The organism is Kothea flammea (assembly GCF_052161645.1).
GTDB lineage: Bacteria > Planctomycetota > Planctomycetia > Pirellulales > Pirellulaceae > Laterigemmans.
Genome location: NZ_CP197414.1, coordinates 4025472 through 4051060 on the forward strand (window position 1 = coordinate 4025472; position 25589 = coordinate 4051060).

16 protein-coding genes are annotated in these 25589 nt (G+C 57.5%); 5 read left to right on the forward strand and 11 right to left on the reverse strand.

Going from position 1 to position 25589, the window contains the following annotated elements:
- Positions 1-14 precede the first annotated feature (14 nt).
- The 4 genes from SH139x_RS15195 to SH139x_RS15210 form a co-directional block, all read right to left on the reverse strand.
- A complete protein-coding gene (locus SH139x_RS15195; RefSeq protein WP_488350625.1) occupies positions 15-1370 on the reverse strand; it encodes a sporulation protein in 1356 nt (451 codons plus the stop codon).
- Positions 1345-2028, reverse strand: a complete 684-nt coding sequence (locus SH139x_RS15200; RefSeq protein ID WP_488350626.1) for a hypothetical protein — start codon at positions 2026-2028, stop codon at positions 1345-1347. Before SH139x_RS15200 ends, SH139x_RS15195 begins: the two co-directional genes overlap by 26 nt.
- Entirely contained in the window at positions 2025-5273 is a 3249-nt protein-coding gene (locus tag SH139x_RS15205) for a M28 family peptidase (protein ID WP_488350627.1), read from the reverse strand. Before SH139x_RS15205 ends, SH139x_RS15200 begins: the two co-directional genes overlap by 4 nt.
- Positions 5274-5352: 79 nt before the next feature.
- Positions 5353-7209: an ArnT family glycosyltransferase gene (locus tag SH139x_RS15210; protein ID WP_488350628.1), complete on the reverse strand. Its 1857-nt coding sequence runs from the start codon at positions 7207-7209 to the stop codon at positions 5353-5355.
- A gap of 246 nt (positions 7210-7455) precedes the next feature.
- On the opposite strand from SH139x_RS15210, the gene SH139x_RS15215 reads away from it, so the two are divergent.
- Together SH139x_RS15215 and SH139x_RS15220 are read left to right on the forward strand one after the other, a co-directional pair.
- Entirely contained in the window at positions 7456-8058 is a 603-nt protein-coding gene (locus tag SH139x_RS15215) for an RNA polymerase sigma factor (RefSeq protein WP_488350629.1), read from the forward strand.
- Positions 8059-8062: 4 nt separating this feature from the next.
- Positions 8063-9682, forward strand: a complete 1620-nt coding sequence (locus tag SH139x_RS15220; RefSeq protein ID WP_488350630.1) for a serine/threonine-protein kinase — start codon at positions 8063-8065, stop codon at positions 9680-9682.
- Between the two features lie 208 nt (positions 9683-9890).
- Here the strand turns inward: SH139x_RS15220 and SH139x_RS15225 are convergent, their stop codons facing one another.
- Positions 9891-10130 carry a hypothetical protein gene (locus SH139x_RS15225; protein WP_488350631.1) on the reverse strand — a complete coding sequence of 80 codons (240 nt, stop codon included), beginning with the start codon at positions 10128-10130 and terminating at the stop codon, positions 9891-9893.
- 80 nt (positions 10131-10210) lie between these two features.
- Here SH139x_RS15225 and SH139x_RS15230 point away from each other — a divergent pair, with 80 nt between their 5' ends.
- Together SH139x_RS15230 and SH139x_RS15235 are read left to right on the forward strand one after the other, a co-directional pair.
- The gene (locus SH139x_RS15230) at positions 10211-10999 is read left to right on the forward strand and encodes a hypothetical protein (RefSeq protein ID WP_488350632.1); all 789 of its coding nucleotides are present in this window, start codon (positions 10211-10213) and stop codon (positions 10997-10999) included.
- Between the two features lie 113 nt (positions 11000-11112).
- On the forward strand, positions 11113-14985 hold the full coding sequence (locus SH139x_RS15235; RefSeq protein ID WP_488350633.1) for a PDZ domain-containing protein: 3873 nt from the start codon (positions 11113-11115) through the stop codon (positions 14983-14985).
- Between the two features lie 64 nt (positions 14986-15049).
- Here SH139x_RS15235 and SH139x_RS15240 read toward each other — a convergent pair whose 3' ends face one another.
- The 6 genes from SH139x_RS15240 to SH139x_RS15265 form a co-directional block, all read right to left on the reverse strand.
- On the reverse strand, positions 15050-15928 hold the full coding sequence (locus SH139x_RS15240; protein ID WP_488350634.1) for an SDR family NAD(P)-dependent oxidoreductase: 879 nt from the start codon (positions 15926-15928) through the stop codon (positions 15050-15052).
- Positions 15929-16088: 160 nt separating this feature from the next.
- Complete coding sequence (locus SH139x_RS15245) at positions 16089-16664, reverse strand: hypothetical protein (protein ID WP_488350635.1); 576 nt, start codon at positions 16662-16664, stop codon at positions 16089-16091.
- Between the two features lie 263 nt (positions 16665-16927).
- Positions 16928-18088, reverse strand: coding sequence for a BON domain-containing protein (locus tag SH139x_RS15250; protein WP_488350636.1), 1161 nt, complete (start codon positions 18086-18088; stop codon positions 16928-16930).
- Between the two features lie 396 nt (positions 18089-18484).
- A complete protein-coding gene (locus SH139x_RS15255; protein ID WP_488350637.1) occupies positions 18485-18889 on the reverse strand; it encodes a hypothetical protein in 405 nt (134 codons plus the stop codon).
- A complete protein-coding gene (locus SH139x_RS15260; RefSeq protein ID WP_488350638.1) occupies positions 18882-20360 on the reverse strand; it encodes a DUF1501 domain-containing protein in 1479 nt (492 codons plus the stop codon). The genes SH139x_RS15255 and SH139x_RS15260 overlap by 8 nt, the downstream gene beginning before the upstream one ends.
- A 96-nt stretch (positions 20361-20456) precedes the next feature.
- Complete coding sequence (locus SH139x_RS15265) at positions 20457-23633, reverse strand: DUF1553 domain-containing protein (protein WP_488350639.1); 3177 nt, start codon at positions 23631-23633, stop codon at positions 20457-20459.
- A gap of 463 nt (positions 23634-24096) precedes the next feature.
- Between SH139x_RS15265 and SH139x_RS15270 the strand changes: the two genes are divergently transcribed.
- Positions 24097-25569: a transposase gene (locus tag SH139x_RS15270; RefSeq protein ID WP_488355978.1), complete on the forward strand. Its 1473-nt coding sequence runs from the start codon at positions 24097-24099 to the stop codon at positions 25567-25569.
- Positions 25570-25589 lie beyond the last annotated feature (20 nt).

Sequence of the window (25589 nt, forward strand, 5' to 3'; positions counted from 1 at the left end):
CAGCGGTGGCGAAATTATTGCTTGTTGATCACGCGTAGTTGTAATCGTTCGTGTTGAAAATCATATCCCATAACCACGCCTCGTCCGGACCACTGATGGGCCGTCAAGTTATCAAGCTCGGGTAATCGTTCGGGTGGGAAATAGAGTGTCAGGGCCAGCGGCACTGCGACCTCTTGGGCGTAAGCAATCCGCCCGTTGGGATAAGCGTACTCTTGGTCGCTTGGTCCCGCATAGAGTACCGTTTGCTCGATTGAGGCCCGCAGCGGAAATTCCATCCCCCGCACCGCTGCAATGACCTGCTCCAATTGCTCACGCTTATGCCGCGAATTGAGAATGAACTGGGCCGTCTCGGCGAAATAAGCTTCTTCTTCCGTCGTGGCTGTCGTTTCCGCGGATTCGAGGCCGACATCCTGATCGATAAACACGTCCAACGTGTCGATTTGGACAAAATCAGGCCAACGCGGAATGTCCACGCGAGTTTGCAGAGTCCAGACAATCTTGTTCTGCCCCAAAGTCAGCGTTGGGGGCGCGTCGGCAGGGATAATGAACTCAATCGGATAGCTACGTTTGCCGGTCGGCACGGTGCCGGCCGGTTCCAATTGCAGCTCTTTTTCCATGACCCGATGCCGATGCGTTTTTTGATTCGAGCCGGAACCTGAAATACAGACTTCTTCGCACACCAATTCGCAAAAGATACGGTTCACCGCCAGCGGGCGACTGGGCGAGAGGCTGAACTGGCCTCGCAAGGTGCTGCCTAAGGCGACGGTTCGATCGTCCAACGTTGTCCGAGCGGGGCCCACCAACCACTTGGGCAACACCTTGCCAAACAACCAGAACAGCCCCCCGATGATTGCAAACGGCAGTAACAACAAGAACAGAGGAATGGCGACGAAAAATAGGATGATGAACAGCGGCAAAAACATCAGCAGCAGAGCCCAGAGGATCTGCTTGCCAGCCGTCACCGCCTCCGTTTCGCGAGCCGCATCGTCTTTTGTAGTCGCTAAGCCGATGACTGCGATCGGCTTTTCCGCTTTGACGTCGAAAGCCCACGGCACATCAACATGGGCGACGATTTTGTGATCCACATTGAGGTGATGCCCGTGATAGGTTGCCGGACCTGGCAGCAAGGGCAGCTCAAATTCAAAGCTCTGTGTTTCGCCGGCCGTTAATTGGCCACTGTAGAGATTTACCTGAGCGCCACCCCCCGTGGCGATATTTCCGCTACCGTGGGTGAACCAATGTTGTTGGATTGAGATCAAGTTGCAGGTTACTGTCTCGTTCGCGGTCACGGTGAGTCGTCCCCGCACGGCCTCTCCGGCGCGGTAGGTGCCCTGGCCCTCCAGCTCAATCAACAAGTCGCATTTCGCCATTCGTATTTCCCCCGAGCAATTGAACACGCCCATAAAGGTAATGTTCCATGGCGCGAATGTCGTCACCGTATCGTTGAATTAATTTTTTTGCGTCCGCAGCGGTGATCGTCAAAGAACTGACGTGGGGATCGACCCTCGAAGCGTCGATCCGGCTTTGGAAGATCTGGCACAAAGACACCGGGTCGCTCAAGTTGCTGACTTCGCGGGTCAAGACCGCCACTCCCCGCCGGGCAAATCCCGCCTTGAGGCTGCGATGAACACCAATCGCCAGCACGTCCCCGCGGTTCATCAATTGCCGCCGCGATCGCCATGGCAGCCGGTCGGCTTCGTCGACCAATAACTGCAGGGGGGCTAATTGCTGAGGTGCTAATTGCTGGGGGGCGGGCATCTGAAAACGAAAACGACGGGGCGGTACGTAAATGTAACGTGCCCGCGGAAAAGCTTTGCCGAGAGCCAGCAGATGCGTAGTCTTCCCATGGCCGCAAGGAGCGAGGAATTCAACCACTCGCCGCTCGCCTGGCTGGCCGTTCCGCAACCAGGCGAGTTCTGCGGTGAGATCGCAGCGAGCCAGTTCGGCGCGCTGCTGAGTGGTTAGTTCGCCAAACGGATTCCTCCATAAATTCAATACAGGAAACCGCACGGCGGGCAGTCGACTCACTCTCGTGATCCGGGGGTGACATCGAGGGTGAGTCGTTCCTCACCTCGCATGATGACAACTTGCACCGTTTCGCCAATCTTCAATCCTTCGATGGCAAAGGTGTAATCATAGATGTTTTCGATCGTGCGACCGGCCAACTCCACAATCACGTCCCCGGACTTGATGCCAGCCTTCTCGGCGGGGCCCGCTTTGCCTACGCCAGAAAGTTTGACCCCCTTCAAGTCGGCTCCCGCGTAATCGGGGATCGTTCCCAAGTAGGCGGTCAAACGAACGCGGGGAGTTTCCTGCTGCTCGGCTTCTCCTTCGTCCAATTTGAATTCGATTGGTTCGTCGGCGGTCCACAAGCCGCGAGCAATCAAGGCGAATAGGCGGGCAATCTGTGAAGCGCCTTCATAGTTCAGCTTGTCGGCCGTATCGCGTGGCGTATGGTAGTCTTCGTGGGCGCCCGTGAAGGCGGCCAAACTCGGCACACCACGACCGACGAAGACCGCCGCGTCGGTGGGCAGCCGGGTGGCGGTGCGATCAAGCTGCAGGGCCAAACCGACTGGCACGTTACGACGTTGCACGATTCCCGACCAAGCGGGCGACGAACCAATGCCTTGCACAATCAACTTTTCTCGCAGTCGGCCGACCATGTCCAGATTCAAATAAGCGGCAATGGCTGGGTACAAAGGTGTCGCCGTCGCGGGCGAACCATGACCGCCCAGGGCTGACAAATCGAGCCCCGCATGCGGATCGTTCGGATCGAGGGCCTCCGCTTCGCCTTCCTCGCCAGAGTCGTCTGAACTCTTCGCAGCGATCAGCAGCGACGCTGATGCTGGATTCAGTTTGTAGAAATCGCCAGCGTACGCTTGCGAGCCAAACAGTCCCAACTCCTCGCCCGACCAAGCGGCAATCAGCAGATCGCGCCGCGGCGATAACTCGCCGGTGCGAACTTGGGCGGCGAGGTACTGGGCAATTTCCAGCATCGCACCCACACCGCTGGCGTTGTCATCAGCGCCGTAGTGAATCTGCTCGCGCTCATTATCTTGCGCCAAACTGCTGCTGCTACGACCGACTCCCAAGTGGTCCACGTGGGCGCCGATCATGATGCAGTCGAGCGTCGGAGTATCACCAACTTGCAACCTGGCGATCACGTTGCGACCAACCCCGGTGCGATATTCGATCCCAATCGAGGCGGCTAGCGAAGCACCATCGATCTCAAACCCCATCGCCATTTCGCCGCCATCAAGCGATTTTTGCAAGGAGCCAAGATCTTTGTCGGCAACCTTTAACCACCGCTGAGCGACTTCGTTCGTGACCGAGACAACTGGCAAACTGGTGCCGCCAGCCGACGCGTCACTCTCGAATCGAATCAACTGACTGGACACTTTACTGGTTGGCCCGGCAACAAAAATGACTCCGTAAGCCCCTCGCTCACGCGCCGCCATGACTTTCCGTCGCGCCGATGAGTAGCGAGCGATTTGCTGACGCAAGTCAGAGGAAATGTCTTGGGGAAGATCGCGATACATCAACACCCATTTGTCTTCCACGTCCAAGTGGACGAAACTGTCGTAGCCAAAGAAGTCATCCGACTCGGGGACAACCATGCCATAACCGGCGAAGACGATCGGACGGGCCTCGAATTTTCCGCTGCCGGAAAACGATAAAGGACGCCAGTCGCGATCAAGTTTGTAGACCTGGTCGCCACTGACCAGTTCGTTGTCGCCAGCCAATGCGGCACCGGCCGGGAATTCAAATTCATGGAAAAATGTGCCGTTGTCACCCGCCGGTTTCAGACCCAAATTCTCGAGATAAGCAGCCACGTAAGCAGTCGCGCGGCGCTCACCATCGGTGCCCGTCATGCGACCGGCTAACTCTTCACGTGTCAAATAAGCGACGTGGCGTCCGACATCGGCCGCGGAGAAACCGGCTTGCGTTTGTTGAGCGGCTACCGCACCGGCGGCTTGCTCCGCTTGCATATCTGCTAGAACTTCGCTGACACCTGTGTTGGAATCATTCAGTCCCAACGCTTGGCGTGCTTGAGCATCATTCCAATCAGCCAGAAAGATCTGAGATTGCTTATCGGCCGTCCGCGTCGATGTCCAACTGATCCGCTCACCTCCCGGCAGGAAGACCGGCAAGCCGTCGAAGCCTGCCGTGCGCGTCACGCGGACAGGTTCACCCTTGCCGTCGGCTCGCACGAGATACAGTTCAAAATTCGCAAAGCCGTGGACGTTGGTGGTGAAGACCAAGTAATCGCCTGACGGATGGAAGAAGGGTGCCCAGCTCATCGCTCCGATGCTGGTCAACCGTCGCACATCGCTGCCGTCGGCTCGCATGGTAAAGATTTCTGCGGTGGCTCCATTCTCGCTAAAGCGACGCCAGCAAATACGTTGACCGTCTGGCGAAAAGAAAGGGCCGCCATCGTAACCGGGTGTTTCGGTCAGACGCCGAAGGTTGGTGCCATCGGCATTCATGATGTAAATGTCCATCATGTATGCCGGGTCCATATCCATCATCGCCTGCTCGCGCTCCGATAATTTTTCCGAGTAGGCGAGGCGGTTAGAAGCAAACACGATTTGCGAGCCGTCCGGGCTGTAGGCTCCCTCCGCGTCATAGCCCTCGGTATCGGTCAGCTGGGTGTACTCGCCGGTTTGGCGGTTCCAGGCGAAAAGCTCATAAGTCGGGTCGTAATCCCATGAATAACGACTCTGCGGCCCGTCCCGCAGCATCGCTTCTTGTTTGGCTTTCGCTTCCGGATCCTCATGCGTGCTGGCAAACAGCACCTGTTCGCCGCTGGGGTGAATCCAGCCGCAAGTCGTCTTGCCGATGCCCGGGGAAACTTGTTGCAGGTCGCCCGTTTCCAAGTCCATCATGTAAATCTGATAGAAAGGATTCTCCGCACCGCGGACACTTTGGAAGACCATCTTGGTGGCGTCTTGATTGAAATAACCTTCGCCCGCTTTCTTCCCCTCAAACGTTAATTGTCGCGGGGAGGAAATGAACTTTTCCTCCAAAGCCGTCGCGGCCGCCGGGTCGCGTTCAACAATATCAACGTCCGCGTCAATCTCGGCACTGGCAATCTCCTCGGCCACAATCTCCGCAGATTCTGCCTCAGCCACCGCTGGTTCACCCGACTGGGCGAAACATCGCGAAGCACCAGGGACGCCAGTTAAATCGCCGAGCAAATTGCCACAGGGCGAGAGCGAGACGAACAGCCCGAGCAGGGAAACGAAATGCAGCGGTTGGGGTGATAATCGCATTTGTATCAGTGGTTAAGGTGCGGGGGAGGTGATTCGAACAGCTCACGCTTGACGATCCGCACCAATTATAGCCCACCGTCTAGCGAACACGACCCGCCGCTCGCTCGGCAACTTGTGGATTGCCCGCTCCCACCGCAGTTTCCTCACCCCCCGCTGCAACCACTCGCAGATAGCCGGTTTGGCCAAATATCGGCACGGCACCGGCGCTGCGCTGCGAACCGAGTTGGATTTCGCCAAACAATGACAACTCTTCCGGCAGCAATTGGCGGTTCAACTCGTGATGCACGCGGCGGTTGGAGTAAAAGACCCACGAAGGAGCCGGTTCTGTTTGGACAGACCAGTGCCCCTCGGGGGATGCGGCGAAAGCGGCTTGTAATTTCGTCAAATCTCGCCTCGACACATCGATCGCCGCCGGGGCAAACCCGTGGCCACCCCAGCAAATCAACACGGCAGCAATCACGAAACATCGCATCCCCAATTCCGGGTAGCAACGCCGCGCCAAGGCGGCTCCCAACAAGCCGCTGATCGCCAACGCCATCGCGACCAGGGCCAGCGGTCGCAGCGGTGGCAGCTGTTCGCTCAACGGGCCGGCAATGCTGATAAACAACCCCAGGCCAATCCCGCTGGTGACCAGCAGACTGACGGCAAACGACCGCGGGCAACAAAGCTTGCCAGCAATGGTTTGAGCCACAAACCAACCCGCCAACATCGCGGCCGCGGGAAAACTAGTGCTGATCGCTGCCGCAAAAGTGACCGGGAAAAGGACGGAAAAACTGACCGCGACCGCCATCCAGACGATCCCCAACGCAAACAGCGGATGCCTGTTTTCACCCCGCCGCCACTGATTGACGATGGAAACGGCCACCGGAATCGCCAAACAGGACCAGGGAAAACTGCCCACGATGAGTTTGCTGAATACGGCCAGCATGCCGCCACTGGGAGCTTCCAGCGGTGTGAAGAAAGCGAAAGCGCCCAGAAACATGGGTCGCGACGGTTGAGCAAAAAAGAAAGCATCGGTCCAGACGCCCGCGGTCGCGAAACCGACAGCTGTATACCAAGGACCCGCAAGCAGCGCCAGCACGCAGAGGGCGGTCAGCGGTCGCAGTCGCCAACCGTGCTGGAGCATCTTCTTGAGTGCTGCTGCTACCCCTGCCGCTCCGTCATTGTGGTTTTTTTCTGATGCGTTAGGCGGGCTATGGGGCGGGCTGTGAGTCAGCAACGTCGTCAAAGCGATCACCGTCAGCGGCAAGCAGAATCCCAGCGGACCTTTGGCCAGCACGGCGATTGCGCTGGCTGCATAAATCAGCAGCCACTGGCCAAAGCTGGGCCAAGTTACCTGCAGCTGACGCAGCTGAGCGGTCTGATCGGCGGGTTGCCCTGGGGAGAGATGGCTCGCGGATGTCGGCAAGTAAGCAAAATGAACAAACAGGGTAACGGCCAGCGTGCAGCCGGCGACCAGCAGCGAATCGGCGGTGGCGGCCCGGGCTGTCAGCACGAACATTAACATGGTCGCCAGCGATACCGCCGACCAAGTCGCCACCTCAGGGGCCGCAAAACGAATTGCCAGCGAATAAACCAGCAACACGCTGAGCAGGCCCGCTAGCGCGGACGGCAGGCGAGCGGCCCACTCGTTGGCCCCGGCAACTTTGAAAGCGGCAATTTGACACCAATAAAGCAGCGCCGGTTCAGCGGTCCGCAATTGTCCATCGAAAGTGGGGACAATCCACTCGCCAGCGTCCATCATTTCGCGTGCGCACTGGGCGTTCAGCGGTTCTTCGTTGTCCCACAGCCTGGCGCCGCCGAGGTTCGTCAGCAGGGTGGCCGAGGCAATAATCAAGCCAACCCACAAGCCGGGCCGCAGCTTGAAGCCGGGCCGCAGCTCGAAGCCAGATTTGTCGCCAGCCGCATTGCTGGGATTCTTTTCGCTGAATGTCATCTTTACCGGGATTCTTGGTGATTCCGTTCACGCGGTCGCCGGTGGCCAGCATTTTATTGGACTCGCCGCGAACCCTGCTACATTTCAGCTGCTTCTGTTACCAAAACGAAGCGGGAGAGCGAAACGGCAAGAAATTCTTCAGCACTCGCGCAAGATTTCATCCCGCAGTCTGTTAAACATGATGAAGCGGGTAAGCACGGCCACCAATTCCAGCATTGACTTTTCAGCATTGATTGTCAGCCACTTATGACTTCTCAACCAACCACACGTCACAGTTTGCTGCTGCGTCTCCGCGATGTGGATGACAAGCAAGCGTGGAATGAGTTTTTTGAGATTTACCAACCCTTGATCTACCGCTTGGCTCGAGCCCGCGGCGTCCAGGAGGCGGAGGCGCACGACGTGACTCAGGAAGTGTTGATGGCGGTGGCCGGATCGATTAAGCAATTCGAGCGTCGACCGCACGGAGGCAGTTTTCGAGGTTGGCTAGCCACGATCACTCGCAACACCACCATCAACAGGCTGCGTTCCTTGGAGACGCGGCCGCTGTTGCAGGCGAGCGACAGCAATCGCTGGGAAGAGCTGCTGGTCGGCGATGCGGCCGTCGATCAGGTGGCTCAGCGAGAATTCGAATACGAGCGGCGTCGGCAAGTCTTTCTGTGGGCCGCCGAGCAATTGAAAACACGGTTTCACGCCCGCAACTGGCAAGCGTTCTGGTTGACCTGCGTGGAAGGCCAAGGGGTCGAGGTGGTGGCGGAAAAACTAGGAATTTCGGCTGGCGCCGTCTACGTGGCTCGTTGTCGAGTCATCGCCCGGTTGCGGGAAATCGTCGAACTGAAAACGGGAGAATAAACGTATGGTCCGCAACTTGAATGCCTGCCGCCCTGGTCTGCTCGGCGACCTGCTCGATGATTCCTTAACGCCGAGGCAGGCTGAGGAATTAACCGACCACTTGGATGGCTGTGACCAGTGCCGCGCACGCTTGGAACGTCTGGCCGCGGCGCCTCACGTGTGGCGAGAGACGCGGCTGGTCCTTTCCGATCCCGCACTCCGCAAACAGCAAGCACCGAAACAGCAAACACCCTCATCACAGCCGGGCCCATCGCAGCCGGGTGTTGAACACTCGTCGAAACAACATTTGTCCTCACAACATTTGTTTGAACAAACTTCTGCGGCGGACGGGGCGGACGAGCCAGCGGATGTGGATGATGACCGTCAGCGGCTGCGCGCTTTATTGCCGCTGCTTGACGCGCCCCAACAAGAAGGTTCGCTTGGCCGGCTGGATCATTACGAAGTTCGTTCGATTGTCGGTTGGGGCGGGATGGGGGTAGTCCTGCAAGCCTTCGACACACTGTTGGGCCGAGCTGTCGCCATCAAAGTTTTGCATCCTCATCTGGCGGCTCATGGCGCGGCGCGGAGGCGGTTTTCGCGAGAGGCTCGCGCGGCAGCGGCGGTCAATCATCCTTCGGTGGTGCCGATTCATTCGGTGCACGCGGATAGTCAACCTCCTTACTTGGTGATGGCATTTGTCCCCGGCGGTTCCTTGCAAGATCGGCTTGACCGCGAGGGGCCTTTGGAAACCGCCGACCTGTTGCGAATCGGTATTCAGATTGCCGACGCGCTGGCCGCCGCGCATGCCCAAGGGTTGGTCCACCGTGACGTCAAGCCTGGAAATATTTTGCTCGATCATGGGCAAAATCGTGTCTTGCTGAGCGATTTCGGATTGGCTCAAGCGTTGGACGATGCCACGTTGACCGCCAGCGGGGCAATTGCCGGAACACCTCAATACATGAGCCCCGAGCAAGCGCGTGGCGAAGCGGTCGATAACCGCAGTGATTTGTTTTCCCTCGGTGGGTTGCTGTATGCGATGGTGACCGGTCGCCCGCCGTTCCGAGCCGAATCGACGTTGGCCGTGCTGCAAAAAATTAGCCACGGAGCGCCCCGGCCGCTGGCGGAAGTCGCTCCGGAATCACCTTTTTGGTTAGCCGCCGTGGTCGCCAAGTTGCAAGCCAAAGATCCTCAGCAGCGTCCTCAGACAGCTGGCGATGTGGCTGATCTGCTGCGTCAGTGTCTCGCGCATCTGCGTCACCCTCAAGAAAACGCATTGCCCAAAGAACTGGCTGAACTCCCCCTCTGGGCACCGCGAAAACCTACTGCGAGTGACCAGCGAGGCTTGCGGTTAATCCCGTTGGTCGCGTCATGGTTCGCGGCGGCGCTGACGGTTTGCCTGTTGACGATCGCCGGACTTGTCCTCTGGCAATCTGGCGGTTCCGATGCGGTCGAAGATGTCAACGACATCGATGCCGTCTATCAAACTGGCGGAGATGCGGATGCCGTCGATGTGAGCCCCGCACCACCTGAATCTCCAGCGCTGCCTACTTGGCAATCCAGATTGCCCCAAGACAAAACGGCTTGGCGCGACGGTCTCGACCCGCCGCTGGAAGAGCTTGATCGTTGGTTGCAGCAATCGCCTTGAAATTGTTTAACCGTCAATTGTTTAACCGTCAGCCGCAGGCGCACGCAATGTCGTACCAAGTACGCCTTCGGCTGACTGTTAAACGAGTAATGCTTATTCGTTTTTTGTATCTGTTTTGGTTTTTCCAACTTTGACAAGGAATTGACGATGCGACGTTTATTTTTTTCCGGCCTCGCGCTGTTGATCGGTGCGCCGGCTGGCTGGATCATCACGCAAGAAGCGCCTCAAAATAATGAGGCTTCGGCGCCCCAGGATGCAACAGCACCTCAACCACCCGCACCTCAACCACCCGCACCTCAACCACCCGCACCTCAACCACCAGCACCTCAACCACCAGCATCTCAACCACCAGCATCTCAACCACCAGCATCTCAACCACCAGCATCTCAACCACCAGCATCTCAACCACCAGCATCTCAACCACCCGCATCTCTGCCACCCAACGCACTGAATCCGCCGCTCAAAGGGGCAGTACTACCCAACGTTCAGTACGACATTGCTAACGATCCCTTTGGTGGCCGTTTTTCTGTGCCCCGATATCCCAGCTACCCCAGCGGCAATCAAGTCGACGGGTTGCGGTCTTACGTAGCAGGCGTCCGACGTACCAACACGGATCCCAGTGAGGCAAAGGCCAGGCAGTTAGCCGCTCAGATTCGGGCGACCCAAGATGAGAGTGCCCGGAAGGCGCTCCTTGTGGAACTGCAAGCTTTAACCGACGACTCGTTTGAAACGATGATGCGGAGCCGCCGCGAGCAACTCGCAAAAGCCGGGCAACGCTTGGATGAGCTCGTCGAGCGACTCGAAGAACGCCAGCAACTGAAGTCTGAAATCGTGAAACGCAGAGTCGCTGAATTGCTAGATCAACCCGATCCACTCAGCTGGGAAACGCCGGCGGATTTTCTAGCCGTCGGTCCACTCGCGCGATTCCCCACACCGGCTCGCGGTACGGCCCCCAATGATCCGTATGTTGAAGCGAGAGCTGGGGGCTCAGGTTCGTTCGGCGGAGGCAGCGGAGGGGGCGCATTCGGCGGGGCTGGCGCTGGTGGCTCAGATCCGTTCGGCGGAGGTGGGGCTGGGGGCTATCGCGGTCGCGCGAATCGCCTGCCGGCGAGAACCCCGTCACTGTCCGATCCGGAGAGGCTCCAAGCGGAGCTGGCAGCTAGGCGTGCACAGCTGGCCGCTCAGAATGCAGCCTTGCAAGAAGAGTTGAGAGCAATAGAGCAGCTACAGGCGCAAGCACTAGAACAAGCACAAGCGAAGTTGAAAGCAGCAGCGGAGAAAGAGCGGGCCAGATTCGAGCAAGACTCCAACAATTAGGCGAAGCTTTCCCGACTCGTTTGCTTGCAAAGCTTGCTTAGGAGAGATTTAGTATTTAGGCTGGCAGCTGAATTATTCTTACTTTCTTTCGAATGAGTCGGGAACTGCCAGCCATGACCGTATTGCGAACTTTCTTGGGCTCGCGTTTTTTCGGCGGCCCAGCCGTGTTACTGCTAGCGTGCGTGCTGCCGCTGGCCGCCGCCCGCGGACAAGACACACCCGCTGAAAAGCCGACGGATCAACCCCCAGCGGAGCCAGATGCTCGCCTGCAGCAATTGGAAGCAAAGCTGGAGGCAGTCGCCGCGTCCGTCGAGAAATTGGCTGCCAGTGCTGCGCCCCCCGAAGCAGAAAAGCAAGAAAAGCAAGATAAACCTGCGGAAGATGCAAAGCCGGACACGGAGGACACTCCCCCAGCAGAGCCCGAACCATCGCAGGATGAGTCGGCTAAGCCCGAGCAACCACAAGTCAAGCTGCCGGCCGAAGTCAAGTTGGATGGGGAGTCGCTCAAACCGTTGAACTGGCGCTCCATCGGTCCGGCCAACATGAGCGGACGGATTACCGATGTCGAAGTGCATGCCACCGATCCTTCGCACTGGTGGTTGGCGACAGCTTCCGGCGGTGTGCTGAAAACAACCAATCGTGGCACCACGGTTGAGCACCAATTTGACAAGGAAAACACCGTTTCGGTGGGTGCGATCGCCAGCGACCCCAGCAACAAAGAAACGCTCTGGGTTGGCACCGGTGAGATCAATCCCCGGAACTCGGTTTCTTATGGCGATGGTGTTTATAAATCGACCGATGGCGGCAAGTCGTTTGAGCACGTCGGATTGTCGGAAACCTATCAAATCAGCCGCATCTTAGTGCATCCAAAGAATTCGGACGTCGTGTACGTTGGCGCTCAGGGGCGGCTGTATGGGACTAATGATGCCCGCGGCGTCTATAAAACCAGCGACGGGGGCAAGAACTGGGAAAAAGTCTTATACCTCGACGAACGGACCGGCGTGATCGACATGATTATGCATCCCGAAGATCCTGATACATTGATTGTGGCGATGTGGGACCGATTGCGTGATGGTTTTGATAGCTGGCCTGGCGACGTGCCCAAACCTGAGGGGATTGATGGTTATGACCCGATTCGCAAATGGGGCCCCAAGGCCGGACTGTATAAGACCACCGACGGAGGCAAGAATTGGAAGAAACTGTCAGCCGGTTTGCCGACAGGAATGACCGGTCGAGTTGGTTTAGATTGGCAGCTTAACTCGCCACATACGATATATGCGATCATTGATTGTGAGGACATCGGCAAAGGCCCAAAACCATTTACCGCTTTTCTGGGATTAGTTTCCGGTGATGTCGACGGACTCGCCAAAGTCACGCAGATCATGCCTGAGAGTCCAGCCGCCGAGGCGGGTGTCCAAGTTGGTGATGTAATTAAATCGGTTGACGACACGGGAGTCTTTGTTACCGAGGATTTACTCGCTGTGTTGCGGAAAAAAATCCCCGGTGAACGTCTCCGTTTAACGCTCCAGCGTGGTGAAGAAACGCTGGAAATCGCGCCCAAGCTGGATGTCAGGCCGGGAACTCGCGGTGGGCCAGCTGAGCCGTTCTACGGGATCACTGGTAAGGACGAAGAAGATCGCATCATCTTGACGGCGGTGACCGAAGAGAGCCCCGCGGCAAAGGCTGGTCTGCAAGTCGGTGATGCGATTGTATCGGTCAACGAGAAAACGCCCGAGAATTATGAGAGTTGGATTGCTGAGGCCAAAGATCTGGCGATCGGTGACGTTGTCGCGTTGGAAATTGACCGCGGCGGCGACAAAATTGCGCTTTCGCTGACACTCGGCAGAAAACCTGGCACTGGCCCGGCCGGTACGGCCATCATGGGGATTCAAGGTGAGGACGCCAAACAGCCTGGCGCGTTACTGACGTCGATCACCGAGGATGGGCCTTCAGAAAAGGCTGGACTCGAAGCCAACGACATCGTCGTCTCCGTGGCTGGCGAGAAAGTGGAAAGCTATGAGGACTTGATCGCTGAGATTCGCAGCCGAAACGCTGACGATGAAATGCCCGTGGAAGTTTTGCGTGGCGAGGAGAAGTTGGCCTTTACCATCACCCTCGGTGACCGTAATGCTGGTGGCGATCGACCTTATACTTATTCGTATTTTGGTCAGCTGCCCAACATCCAGGACCAACAAGGTGCGGAGGGTTATAAGTACGGTGGCGTCTACAAATCGACCGATGCGGGTGAGAGTTGGCAACGGGTCAATTCAATCAACGTGCGGCCGATGTATTTCAGCGTTGTCAAGGTCGACCCCAACGATGACCAACGAGTCTACTTGCTTGGTGTCTCGCAGTATCAGTCCGATAATGGTGGCGTGACCTTTACTAGTGATTTTGGTCGTGGTGTTCATTCGGACGCGCACGACATGTGGATCAATCCCAACGATGGTCGCCAGATGGTGATCGGTTGCGATGGTGGGTTTTATGTGACCTATGATCGCGGTCGCAACTGGGATCACGTTAACACGGTGGCGATTGGCCAGTTTTATCACGTGGCAATTGCTCCCAAGGAACCGTACTGGGTTTACGGCGGCTTGCAAGACAACGGCTCGTGGGGCGGACCGGCGATTAGCCCCAGCGGCGGCGCGGTGATCCAAGATTGGATTTCAGTCGGTGGCGGCGACGGTTTTGTTTGCCGGGTTGATCCTGAGGACCCTGATTTGGTTTACAGCGAAAGTCAAAATGGTTCGATTCGCCGTCGTAATTTGCGAACCGGTGAAAGCGCCTCGATTCGACCGCCGCGGGTATCTGGAAAATCGTATCGATACAACTGGAATACTCCTTTTATCTTATCGAACCACAACTCCAAAATTTTCTACAGCGCGGGCAACTATGTGTTTCGCTCCGTCGACCGTGGCAACGATCAGGAGATTATTTCCCCGGAGATAACGTTGACCAAGCGGGGTTCGGCGACCGCATTGGCGGAATCGCCTCGCGACTCCAACGTATTGTACGTGGGCAGCGATGATGGCGCCCTTTGGCGAACTCGCGATGGTGGTAAGAACTGGGACAATATCACCAAGAACTTGGGTGTCGGTCCGATGTGGGTAGCAACCATTGATCCCTCGCGTGAAGAGACGGGACGCGTTTATGTCTGTCTCGATGGTCATCGTTCGGATGATGATCGTCCTTACGTGCTGGTGTCGGAAGATTTCGGGGATACCTTCCGGTTGCTCAGCGAGGACTTGCCTCGCGGTTCTAGTCGTTGTTTGCGGGAAGACATTGTGAATCCCAACTTGCTTTACCTGGGCACGGAGTTCGCTTTCTGGGTCTCGCTCGACCGGGGACAAAACTGGACGCAGTGCAATCAGAGCCTACCGACGGTCGCCATTCACGAAGTCGCCATGCATGAGTCGATTGATGAGATTGTGCTAGCAACACACGGGCGCAGCTTGTGGGCCTGTGATGTATCGGCGCTGCGTGGGCTGAGTGCCAAGGCGTTGGCCGAGTCATCCCAGTTGTTGCCACCAGCTGACGTGATTCGTTGGCGGCGGCAACCCTCGCGAGGTAGAACCAATCGTCGGTACGTGGCCGAGAACCCGAGTCGCCAAGCCGAACTGTGGTATACACTCGCCGCCGATGCCGAGCAGGTCTTGGTGCGGATTGAGAGCATCGAGGGTAAGAAATTGGCCGAGCTAAAGGGAGCGACTTCCGCTGGTCTGCACAACCTCGCCTGGAACATGACTCAGCCCGCCAGTCGTCGTGGGCAACGTCCCACGGCGGCGCCGGATGGTGATTATCGGGTGACATTGCTGGTTGATAAGAAGCAGGTGTCGACTCGAGTGTTGAGTCTCAAGCGGGACCCAACGCTCAGTGCCGACGCTCTCTCGGAGCAGGAGTTTACCGCAGCGATGCAGGAACTAGAGGCGGCCGAGGCTGAACTCGAGGAGGATGAAGTTAGCGGTTTTGGCGCTAGCGACCGTTAGCGGTTTTGGCGTTAGCCACCGTTCTGTTGGGCGCGACTAGTTCGGTTCAAAACGGGAACCGCGGCTAGCGACTGGGCGTGACTTTGCGGTTCCAGCCACCATTGACGTTCCAGCATTGCCCCGTGATGAAGCTGGCGTCGGGATGGGTGAGAAATGCGATCGCGGCGGCCACATCTTCGGGCGAACCCCAACGGTTAAGCAGCGCGCTCTGTTTGGCTCGTTGATCCCAGTAGTCGTCGGTGGAAGTGCCCCAGGCGGTTTGAATCCAGCCGGGGGCGACCACGTTGACGCGGATATCTGGAGCGACCGATTGAGCCAAGTTGATCGCAAAGCTGGTGATCGCCGCTTTGATCGGCCCAAACATTTGCCCCGCATCCCCTTCCATCCCCTCGCTGGCTTGATCCCAACCGATGAAGACCATCGAGGCGTGAGGGGTGAGATTAGTCTGCATTTGTGCGACCGCCGCGCGTGCTAGTTGGATCGTTCCCAGCACATCGACTTGCCAGAGCTGGGTCAACTTTCCTTCAAACGACAACTCCTTCGCCGCTCCGGTCAGCACGTCCGAACCCGCGCAGTGAATCCAGGCGTCGATGCGAGGTCTCCAGGCGGCGGCTAGGGCAAGCAGTTTCTGGCGCCCGTCGTTCGCGGCAATATCGGCCATCACGATCTCCGCTTGCCGACCCGCGGCCCGCACTTGCTCGGCCGTCTCCGCAGCACCGGCTTGGTTGTTGGCGCCGTGCACCAGCACATCGGTCCCTTGGCTAGCCAAGCGAATGGCGACAGCCCGGCCAATACCGCTGCTGCTTCCCGTAACCACGACTGCACTGGGGCCCGGCGGCCTGTTGTGGCCAGAATTGCCCAGCCCAGAACTGCTGAGCCCAGAACTGCTCTCTACTGCCGAGTTGCGTGTGTCGTCAGGGGGCGTAGCTGGCGGATTGTTCATGGGCTACCAGGAAGACTCGCGGGTTCAGCATGAAAAAACGCCGCTGAGCCAATGTTGGCAAAGCGGCGATTCTCGTTAGCCGTCTTGGCGCTAGCCACGGTTCACATCAATCATGCCCCGATGTGCTCGGCGAGACGACCCGGCGAGCTATTTGAATCGGTTACGGCATTGGTACTGAGCTATCATCTACGTCTCCAACCATGTGGAAGTGGTTGTGGTCGATGTAGATGACTTCGACCGATTCGCGATCTTCCAGCGTGTGTGGGACAGGGTAACCCACGATGTCACGTTGGGAGAAGTAAATCGTGCACTTGTAGTGTGCGTGGTGCAGTTGGGCTGGGCCGAACAGCGGATAGTGCCGTGGTGGGTCGACGTAATCAGCAATCTTCTCTTTGATGATTCGCACGTTGTTGCGTTGCTTTTCATACAGCAACGGAACACCACCTTGGATCGGACGAGCCTTCTCCAAAGCCATCATTACTTCGTGGTCGCTGGGTGGATCCAGTGCCACGGGAGGCCCGCCGGCAGTGGTTGGTCCTAGAATCGGCACGCGATCGTACATCTCGTGCCATTCATGCTTGTCTTCTTGTCGCTGCTGAAAGTAAGGGCTGACAGGGATGGGAAATCCAAAGATCCCCAGAGACATCCCATTGCCCACTCCGAAGCAACCAGTACTGCTGATCGCGGCAACGGTGGCCAACAATCCTAACAGCGCTTTTGATCCATAACGCGTCATGTTTCGCCCTTCCCTAGTGCAGCTCCCCGGAGGCGATACTGCGATCGCAGGGTTTCCGAGACGGCCAGTTGTTCCAATAACTCGTCACCAAGGCATCCGGTGCCGGTACTACTACTATCGTGTCAATTTAGAGGGGTCTTGCGGGTTTTCCGGAAGAATCGGAGAAAAAGGAAGACTCCGATCGTAACACAGCAACAAAAAAACCCTCACGAGGATGCTAACATCCCCGCGAGGGTTATATGAAATCTTACTCAGCGGCGGTCTTACTTGTCAGTAAAGTCCAAGAACCACCAACCGTCATCCCATTCCAGCGATACCTTCCGCCAACCCAACGGGACTTGCGGGTACGGATAGAAGGGACCGATGTACGGCCATGCCGAAGGGCTGTACTGCTGTGGATAGGTCAACGCAGCGTAATTTGGGTGAGCTGCGTAGCCTGGCCAAGCATAGTTCGGCAAGTTAGGATTGTCATACCGGGGCGCACCATACCCTTGCGGGATCGGAGCCATCGGTACGGGACCGCCCATGCCGCCCTGCATCATGCCGCCCTGGGCCATACCGCCCTGCATCATGCCACCCTGGGCCATGCCACCATCCACATAACCGCTATCAAAGCTGACCGGACGCGCGGGACCGATCGGACCTTGATTGCCACGGGGAACTTGTCCAGTCACGTTTTGCACGTCGACCGGTTGCAAGTGCCGGACTTGTTGCGCAGCTACCGGTCGCCGAGTGTTGACCGCAGCCGAACGCACCTGAATGTCGTCGATCACGTTGCGAACGCCGGACATGCGGCGGACCATTGACATGATCTGAGCTTTGACCTGTGGAGACTGAGTCACTCCGCGTAGGATGACATCACCCTCAGTGCAAGTTACTTCCAAGCCGAAGCCGGAAAGCTGGCCGGATCGCTGAGCGGCACTCAAGCTGCGCACGACGGCCGTCTTGAGTTGGCTGTCGGACATTCCGGCAGTCGTTTCAGTCGCTGAGACAGGTGCGATCGTGCTCTCAGCGACTTCGCGTGCTTGCGGAATCGCTTGTTCTTGCAGAGCCTTGCTGAGCGAGAACCCTGTCGCGGCCGGCCCTTGAGCAATCATTGGCTGGATCGTGACAGGCTTGGGCTTGGCTGGCGTTTCCGCTGCCGTCACCGCAATCTCGTCAACCACGCCCGTGACGCCCTCGACCGACCGTGCTGTCGCCAACACAGTTTGCCGTTGAGCGTCGTTGGAGACGCGGCCTTTGAGCACAACTTCGCCCTCGTTGACGCCTAAATCCAGGGTGAAACCCTGAAGCACGCCAGCGGCTTGTTGCCCTTTTAACTTACTGTAAATCTGTTCGGCGATCTCGCGATCTCCGCCCCACGCGGCCAGCGGCGTGACGGCGGCGAGCGTATAGAGCGCCACGCCGACAAAAAAGCGTCGCATGGTAAACCTCCTACGGTCTTCTGCGTCGGTCCACCCGGTTCCGTCCGCCGCATCGTTTGCGGGAACAGCGGACGGGCCGGGGATCCCGCCCCGGTCGTCTCCCCAATTATAAATCCCCGAACGTCGACATCCTGAAACCATCCAGAATCAGCAACATTTGCCAAGTTCTTGATGGTCCCATTCGGTCGCCGCTCCAGGCCGGGCGCGTTGCCCAGGCACGGGGCCGGTTGTCACCATTAACTTCGGACAGATTGAGGTCCGAGTGGTAGGTTTTTTTCGATTTTGTCGCTGATCGGGGTTTACACGAACAATCCGTTCATGCCAATTGAGCCCAGCTGTCTTGCCCTCCTTAATCATCGCCCCCCGAACGAGCCCCTTGGCAAGACATCACGCACGCTAGCGTCGCAGCAGCCGGAATACCCACCGCATCGAGATCAAAACCACGAGCGCCGGCAATATCAGCACGATCAACCTCGGCTGGGCGGCCAACACACCGATCATTACCAAGCACAATCCGGCAACTCCCGGTGGCAGCCACAACAACGGTTGCTTCAGCGTCGGCAAGGCCAGCCACAATGCCAGCATCACGATACCGATTCGCAGCAGCGAATTGCCCAGCATGTGCAAACCACCCTCGGCGGTTGACAAAGTTTCCCTGTTGGCCACTTCGTAAGCTGGCAGCAGCAAACCGCCGAGAATGCCTCCCACGCCAATCGCCAGCAGCAGCCAACGCACGAATGGCGAGTAAGGCTGGCGCGCGGGGCGAGTGGTTACGGAAACGCGAGCGGGAGAATCAGGCAAGGATATCGGTGATCACTTTGGCCGGCTCGACACCAGAGAGGCGTTGGTCCAGGCCTTGATGTTTGTAAGTAAAACGCTCGTGATCGATGCCCAGCAGATGCAACACGGTGGCGTGGAAATCACGAATGTGGACAGGGTTTTCAGTAATATTGTAACTGAAGTCATCTGTCTCACCATAGACGATGCCTCCCTTCACGCCACCCCCGGCCATCCAGATTGTATAGCAACGGGGATGATGGTCCCGGCCGTAGTTGGTGCGACTGAGGCCTCCTTGGCTGTAAATCGTGCGACCGAACTCGCCACCCCAGACGACCAGCGTCGAGTCCATCATGCCACGCTGCTTGAGGTCTTGCACGAGCCCCCAACAAGCTTGATCGACGTCGCGGCATTGGCTGGGTAACCGACCGGCGACATTGCCGTGGTTGTCCCAGTTGTTGTGATAGATTTGCACAAACCGCACGCCCCGCTCCACCAAGCGGCGAGCCATCAACGCCGAGTTGGCAAAAGTGCCCGGTTGCTTGGCGTCCTCGCCGTACATTTCATAGGTAGAATTCGGCTCCTGATCGATGGCGGTCAATTCGGGAACGCTAGCTTGCATTTTGTAAGCCATTTCATACTGCTGAATCCGGGTTAGCGTCTCCGGATCGCCCATCCGCTCAAAGGTCATCCGGTTCAGTTGGTCGAGACCGTCGAGGGTGGTGCGGCGAACGCTTCGAGGAACACCGTCAGGATTATTGATGTACAAAATCGGATCGCCTTTGCTGCGAAAGGAGACGCCAGCATGCTGGCCAGGCAAATACCCCGCCGACCACAGCCGAGCCGAGATCGCTTGCAATTGCTCGCGGTTCGACGGTTCGGCAACCAGCACCACAAAGCTGGGCAAGTCCTGATTCAGCGACCCCAGCCCGTAAGACATCCAGGAGCCCATGCAGGGGCGACCGGTTAACTGGTTACCAGTTTGAATATAAGTGATCGCCGGTTCGTGATTGATCGCTTCGGTGTGCATCGATTTAATGATCGCCATGTCGTCAACCATTTGCGCCGTTTTCGGCAGCAGTTCGCTGACCCAAGCCCCCGATTCACCGTGCTGAGCAAACTTGTACATGCTCGGTGCGATCGGAAAGCGAGCTTGACCGCTGGTCATCGTCGTCAGCCGTTGGCCGTCGCGAATCGATTCAGGCAGGTCCTTGTCGTACCACTCGGCCATTTTCGGCTTGTAGTCATACAAGTCCATTTGCGAGGGTCCGCCGACCATGTGCATATAAATGATATGTTTGGCCTGCGGGGCGAAATGCGGCAGGGAAGCGAGTCCTCCCAAACCGGCTCCCGCTTGACTCGCTCCCGGTTGCCCCGTGCCTGGCATGGCCGCTTGAGCGACCCCCTCGGCGGCCAACAAGGAGCTAAGGGCCGCGTAGCCAAAACCTTGCGCGGTGCCGGTGAGAAATCGGCGGCGAGAAAGGGGACTGATCATCAGTGTTGGAACTCCTGTGCTGGCAATGATTTGCGAATTGGCTGTTGGCGAAGTGGCCGTTATGGACGTGCGGTACGGCTTAAGTAGTGCGAACCGTTACTTGTTCAGCATTTCGTCGAGGTTCAGCAGCTGGTTACATAGCATTGTCCAAGCCGCCAGTTCGTCGACAGCCAGCGTTTCAGGCGTTGGCGTCTGACCAATTTGCACGAGCGCTTTGGCGTCTTCGGGATGCTCACGATAATGAGTCCGCAGTCGAGCCAACGATTGCTCGATCACCTCCGTCTCAGCCGCTTGCAGTGGACGCGCCAGCAAGCGAAGGGCGATTTCGTCAAAGCGAGCTTTGTCGTTCGGGAAATTGGTCAACACGTTGGTCGCCATGTGGCGAGCCGCTTCGATAAATTGCGGATCGTTGAGCGTCACCAATGCTTGCAGCGGCGTGTTGGTGCGTTCGCGGCTGACGGTGCAAGTTTCCCGGCTCGGTGCGTTGAGGATATCCATCGACGCCGGCGGAGCGCTCCGTTTCCAGAACGTATACATGCTGCGTCGGTACAGCGAGGCACCTTGATCGGTTACGTAGTCGCGGGTGTTGCTGCCGGGCATCGCGACCGCTTCCCACACTCCCTCAGGTTGGTAGGGTCGTACGCTGGGGCCACCAATTTTCGGCGACAATAGTCCGCTGACCGCCAAAGCAGAATCTCGCACCATCTCGGCATCCATGCGGTATCGCGGGCCGCGGCTGAACAAGATATTGGTTGCGTCCAGTTCAATTTTTTCAGGGGTCGCGATCGCGGCTTGTCGATAAGTCGCCGAGGTCACGATGAGCCGGAACAGTCCCTTCACATCCCAACCCGATTCGCGAAAGTGAACCGCGAGATAATCGAGCAATTCGGGATGCGACGGGGTGCCGCCGGTGATCCCAAAATCGCCCGCCGATTCGACGAGTCCTCTACCGAAGACTTCTTGCCAAAACCGATTGACCGTCACGCGGGCCGTTAAGGGGTGTTCATTGAGGAACAGCCAGCGGGCCAAACCGAGTCGGTTTTTAGGGAAATCGTCGGGCATCGGCGGCAGCACGGCGGGGGTGTCGGCGGAGACTTGATCACCCCGTTGATCATACTCGCCCCGTGCCAATAGGTAAGCGATCGCCGGACCATCCTGCTCATTCATGATGTGAGCGATGGTGCCCCGTTGCTCAATCGCTTGTTTTTCGGCGACCAACTGGTCCCGCATCGTCTTAGCCGCCGAGTAGGCGGGAGCGTGATCGACCAACCACCAGTCAAACAACGCTTCCCGATCGGGCTCGGCGAGTTGCCCCGTGGGGATCGCGGCCAAGTAAGCGGCTCGCGTGGCACGATTTAATTGTGTGGCGACGGCCGCATCGAGCGAGTTGCTGTAGAGTCGCAGATCATTCAACTTGATGCCGGGCACCTTGGCTCCGCCGCTTCGTGAACCGAGTTTCAAGGGAACCGCCGTCCGGATCGTGTCCGTCAAGTTGTCTTTTTGAATGTTGCGACTGGTGCATTCGCGACCATCGATGAAGAACTTCAGTCCCGCTTGTTTGGCTGAACCATCATAGGAAACAACCACGTGGGTCCAACGCTGTTTGGGCAAGGGATCTTGGCAGACCACTTTCAGCGCGTTGTCTGGCCAAGCGTGAATGATGTGCGATCCGAGACGGCCATTTTCCAACCACAAATCCCAACCGCGGAAGTCGTTCCCTTCATCCATACGTGCCAACACGGCGCCACCGAGGTTGTCGGCGGGGAGCCAAAGCCAAGCCGAGACCGAGAAAGCTTGATCTCGCTCGAAATCACCGTCGCGGGGGAACGCTAGCGTACTTTCGGCCGAAACTTCCAGGGCAAACGCCGAGGTCTGCCCAGCGGACCATTTGAGTTCGTTATCAGCAACTTGAGGACTCAATACTCCCTTGCGCAACACTTGAGCGACACGCCCCTTACCGGCTGCCAGGGGCGCGTGCAGCAGCAAATCGTCGCGTTTGACCGTGGCCAGAATTTCGGCAGCCGCCAAGCTGGATTGAGCGGCGGCAAATTCCCCGCGAGCCGCTTCTTTGGCTTCTGACAACTCGGTTTCAGCCGCCGCGATTTCGCTAGGGAGTCGCTGCCATCGCTCACGATCTTGGACTTGCGGAACGGGGATCACCGGGGGCGTGTTAGGGATGTTCTGATCGCGAACCGGCTGAGTGGTGTTATTGAAGAAAGCTGAGAAAGCGTAAAAGTCTTTCGCCGTGATGGGATCGAATTTGTGGTCGTGACAGACCGCGCAGCCGGTCGTCAGGCCCAGCCACACGGCGCTGGTTGTTTCGGTGCGATCACGCGCGTAGAGCACTTTGTACTCTTCATCGATGATGCCCCCTTCGTTCGTCGTGATGTTGCAGCGGTTAAAGCCGGTAGCGATTAATTGATCGAGGCTAGGGTTGGGCAACAAGTCGCCAGCCAGCTGTTCGATGCTAAACTGATCAAACGGTTGGTTCTGATTGAAGGCGTTGATGACCCAGTTGCGGTAAGCCCAGATCTCGCGGAAATTGTCGAAGTGGATTCCGTGGGTGTCGGCGTAGCGAGCATAATCGAGCCAAAAGCGGCCGCGGTGCTCGCCCCATTGCGGAGAGTCGAGCAGGCGATTCACGTAGTTGAGGTAGTAGTCCGGTGAAGGATCATCGACAAAGCGGGCCACTTGCTGCGGTGTGGGGGGCAAACCAGTCAAGTCCAGCGCCAGTCGCCGGGCCAAAGTGTGACGATCTGCTTGCGGCGCGGGGCTCAGCCCCTCCGCTTCCAGTTTGGCCAACACGAATTGGTCAATGGGGTTTTCCACCCAGTCGCTGGTTTGCACTTCGGGTAACGACGGCTTAGTTGGCGGAATCAACGACCAGTGCGCTTCATATTCCGCACCTTGGCGGATCCACGTGATCAACAACTCTTTTTCGGCTGCTAACAAGCGTTTATGACCGTCGATCGGTGGCATCGCCATGTCATCGTCGTCGCCCCGCTGAATGCGATCGACCAACTCGCTGGCTTCCGGTTCACCCGGCACGATTGCCATCGCTTCGACAGCCGCTTCGCGTTGATCCAACCGCAAACCGGCTTCCCGCGAGGCGCTGTCGGGACCGTGGCATGCCAAGCAGTGATTCGTCAAAATGGGTTGAATATCGCGAGTAAATTCAACGCGTGATTCGGCGGCCGTAAGCGGGTGTGCAAGCTGAGTCCAGCAAACCGCGATCCCGCCAATGAGGCAGCAATAACGAACTAGATTCGACAAAACACTCTGCGGGCACGGCATAAAAACCTCCAAACTTCCGCCCGATGTTGAGTGAGGGGCGGCCGTTGGAATGGGGAAGGTGGGTGGTGGGATGTGCACACTGAATTATACCAGCCAGACCAGGGAATGTCGCGATGTTCTCTCGTTCCCAGGCTAAACCTGGGAGAACCGGCGTGCGCTGGTGTCTAGCCTTTAGGCGATCCGGCGCTGAAAAACCGGCCGGCTAAAGCCGGGACACCAGCGTGCGCTGGTGTCTAGCCTTTAGGCGATCCGGCGCTGAAAAACCGGCCGGCTAAAGAGATCGTCCAGCTTACAGCTTATGATTTGCTAGCAAAAAAAATTGGCCTCGCACGGGGTGGACTGTTCGCACTACGAGTGCGAGTGATTTATTGTCACTCCGACGAGGCCAGTTGAAAGCTAATGACTCCGTCACCAAAAAACAACTGCATTCCAGTATCCGCCCCTGGCGGAAGGTTCCCCAGAACTACTTGCTCTCCAAGAGCAGCTCAAAGACGATTCCCATGTCCAGGCCGTCCGGCGAACCATCAGCCGCCTCGATTTGCAGACACTGCGTGAGGTGTATCGAGGTACCGGATCGAAACCGTATCCGCCTGAATTGATGCTCGCCGTTGTGCTGGTTCAGATCCTCGCCGGACTGACCAGTCCGGCCCAGTGGTTTCGCGACGCGACCTCGAGAGATCAATGCAAGCTGGTTGGCCAAGGCATCGCTCCCTCGCGTTCAGCCTGGTACGACTTTCGAGACCGAGCTGGCAAGTTCATCGATACTCTCCACCAGCAGCTCATCAATGATGCAACCGATAACGGGCTGGTCGATCCCGTCGAAGCCGCTTTGGATGGAACGTTCACCTCGGCCAATGCGTCACGACACAAAATCTACAATCTCAAGCAGATCAATCGTCGCTTGAATAAACTCAAACGAGCGATCTGGTCAATTGACGACCCGCTTCAGATCGCTGCCGCAAAGCCACTCGAGAAGGTCCCGAAGTGGATTGCTGAAACCGCCGCAGGACGTGGCAGGCAATTGCACAGTCTGCGGCAAGCAAAACGCGAATTGCTTGATAAAATCCGCGATAATCGCAAGGCTCACTCACGTTATCGCCGCGATGAAGCCAAGCTGGTCGTAAGTCCGGCTGACCCCGAGGCGGTGATTGGCCGAGACAAATATGACGTGGTCCGACCGCTCTATAACATCCAGTATATGACCGACTGCCAGAGTGGTGTGATTTTAGGTTTTGAAGTGTTTCGGCAAAACAGTGATAACACAACCCTGGGACCGATGATCGAGCAATGCCAACGTATCGTCAAGGGTTGCTTGCGGACGATTCATGCCGACGCCGGCTACTGCTCGATTCTTGATTTGAAGGATTGTGAGCGGTTGGGAATTGATTTGTGGGCACCGGTTCAGGACAACATCATGCAGCAACGTAAACTGGCCAACGGTCAACTCCAAATACCCTCAGGCGAATTCGACTTTGATCGATCCACCGGCGAGCTGCGCTGCCCTGGTGGCCATGCGATGAAACTAGTACGTACCGTGCAGCTTCCCCGCGCCTGTGGACGCATGGTACCGGAACTGCGTTTTGAGCAGTCGAAGGAAAATTGCTTGGGTTGTCCACTAGCGTTCAAGTGCTTGGGTAATGGCTCAAAACGTCGGACCATCAGCCGCCAGAAAGAACAGCATCTACTGGATGCGCAAAAGGAAAAGATGTCAGGTGAAGCGGGTCGCCAGAGTCGAGGGAAGCGTGGTTCATCAGTTGAAAGAAGTTTTGGCGACGGAAAGCTCCACCGCAATCAGGCTACTCAACACGGTCACGGATTAGCTCGGGTACGAGCCGAGGTGGGCCTGCTGGCGCTCGCTCAGAACACCTTGACGCTATACAACCGCGAAAAACGCAGTGAAAACGCATCGCTGTAAGCTGGACGATCTCTAAAGCC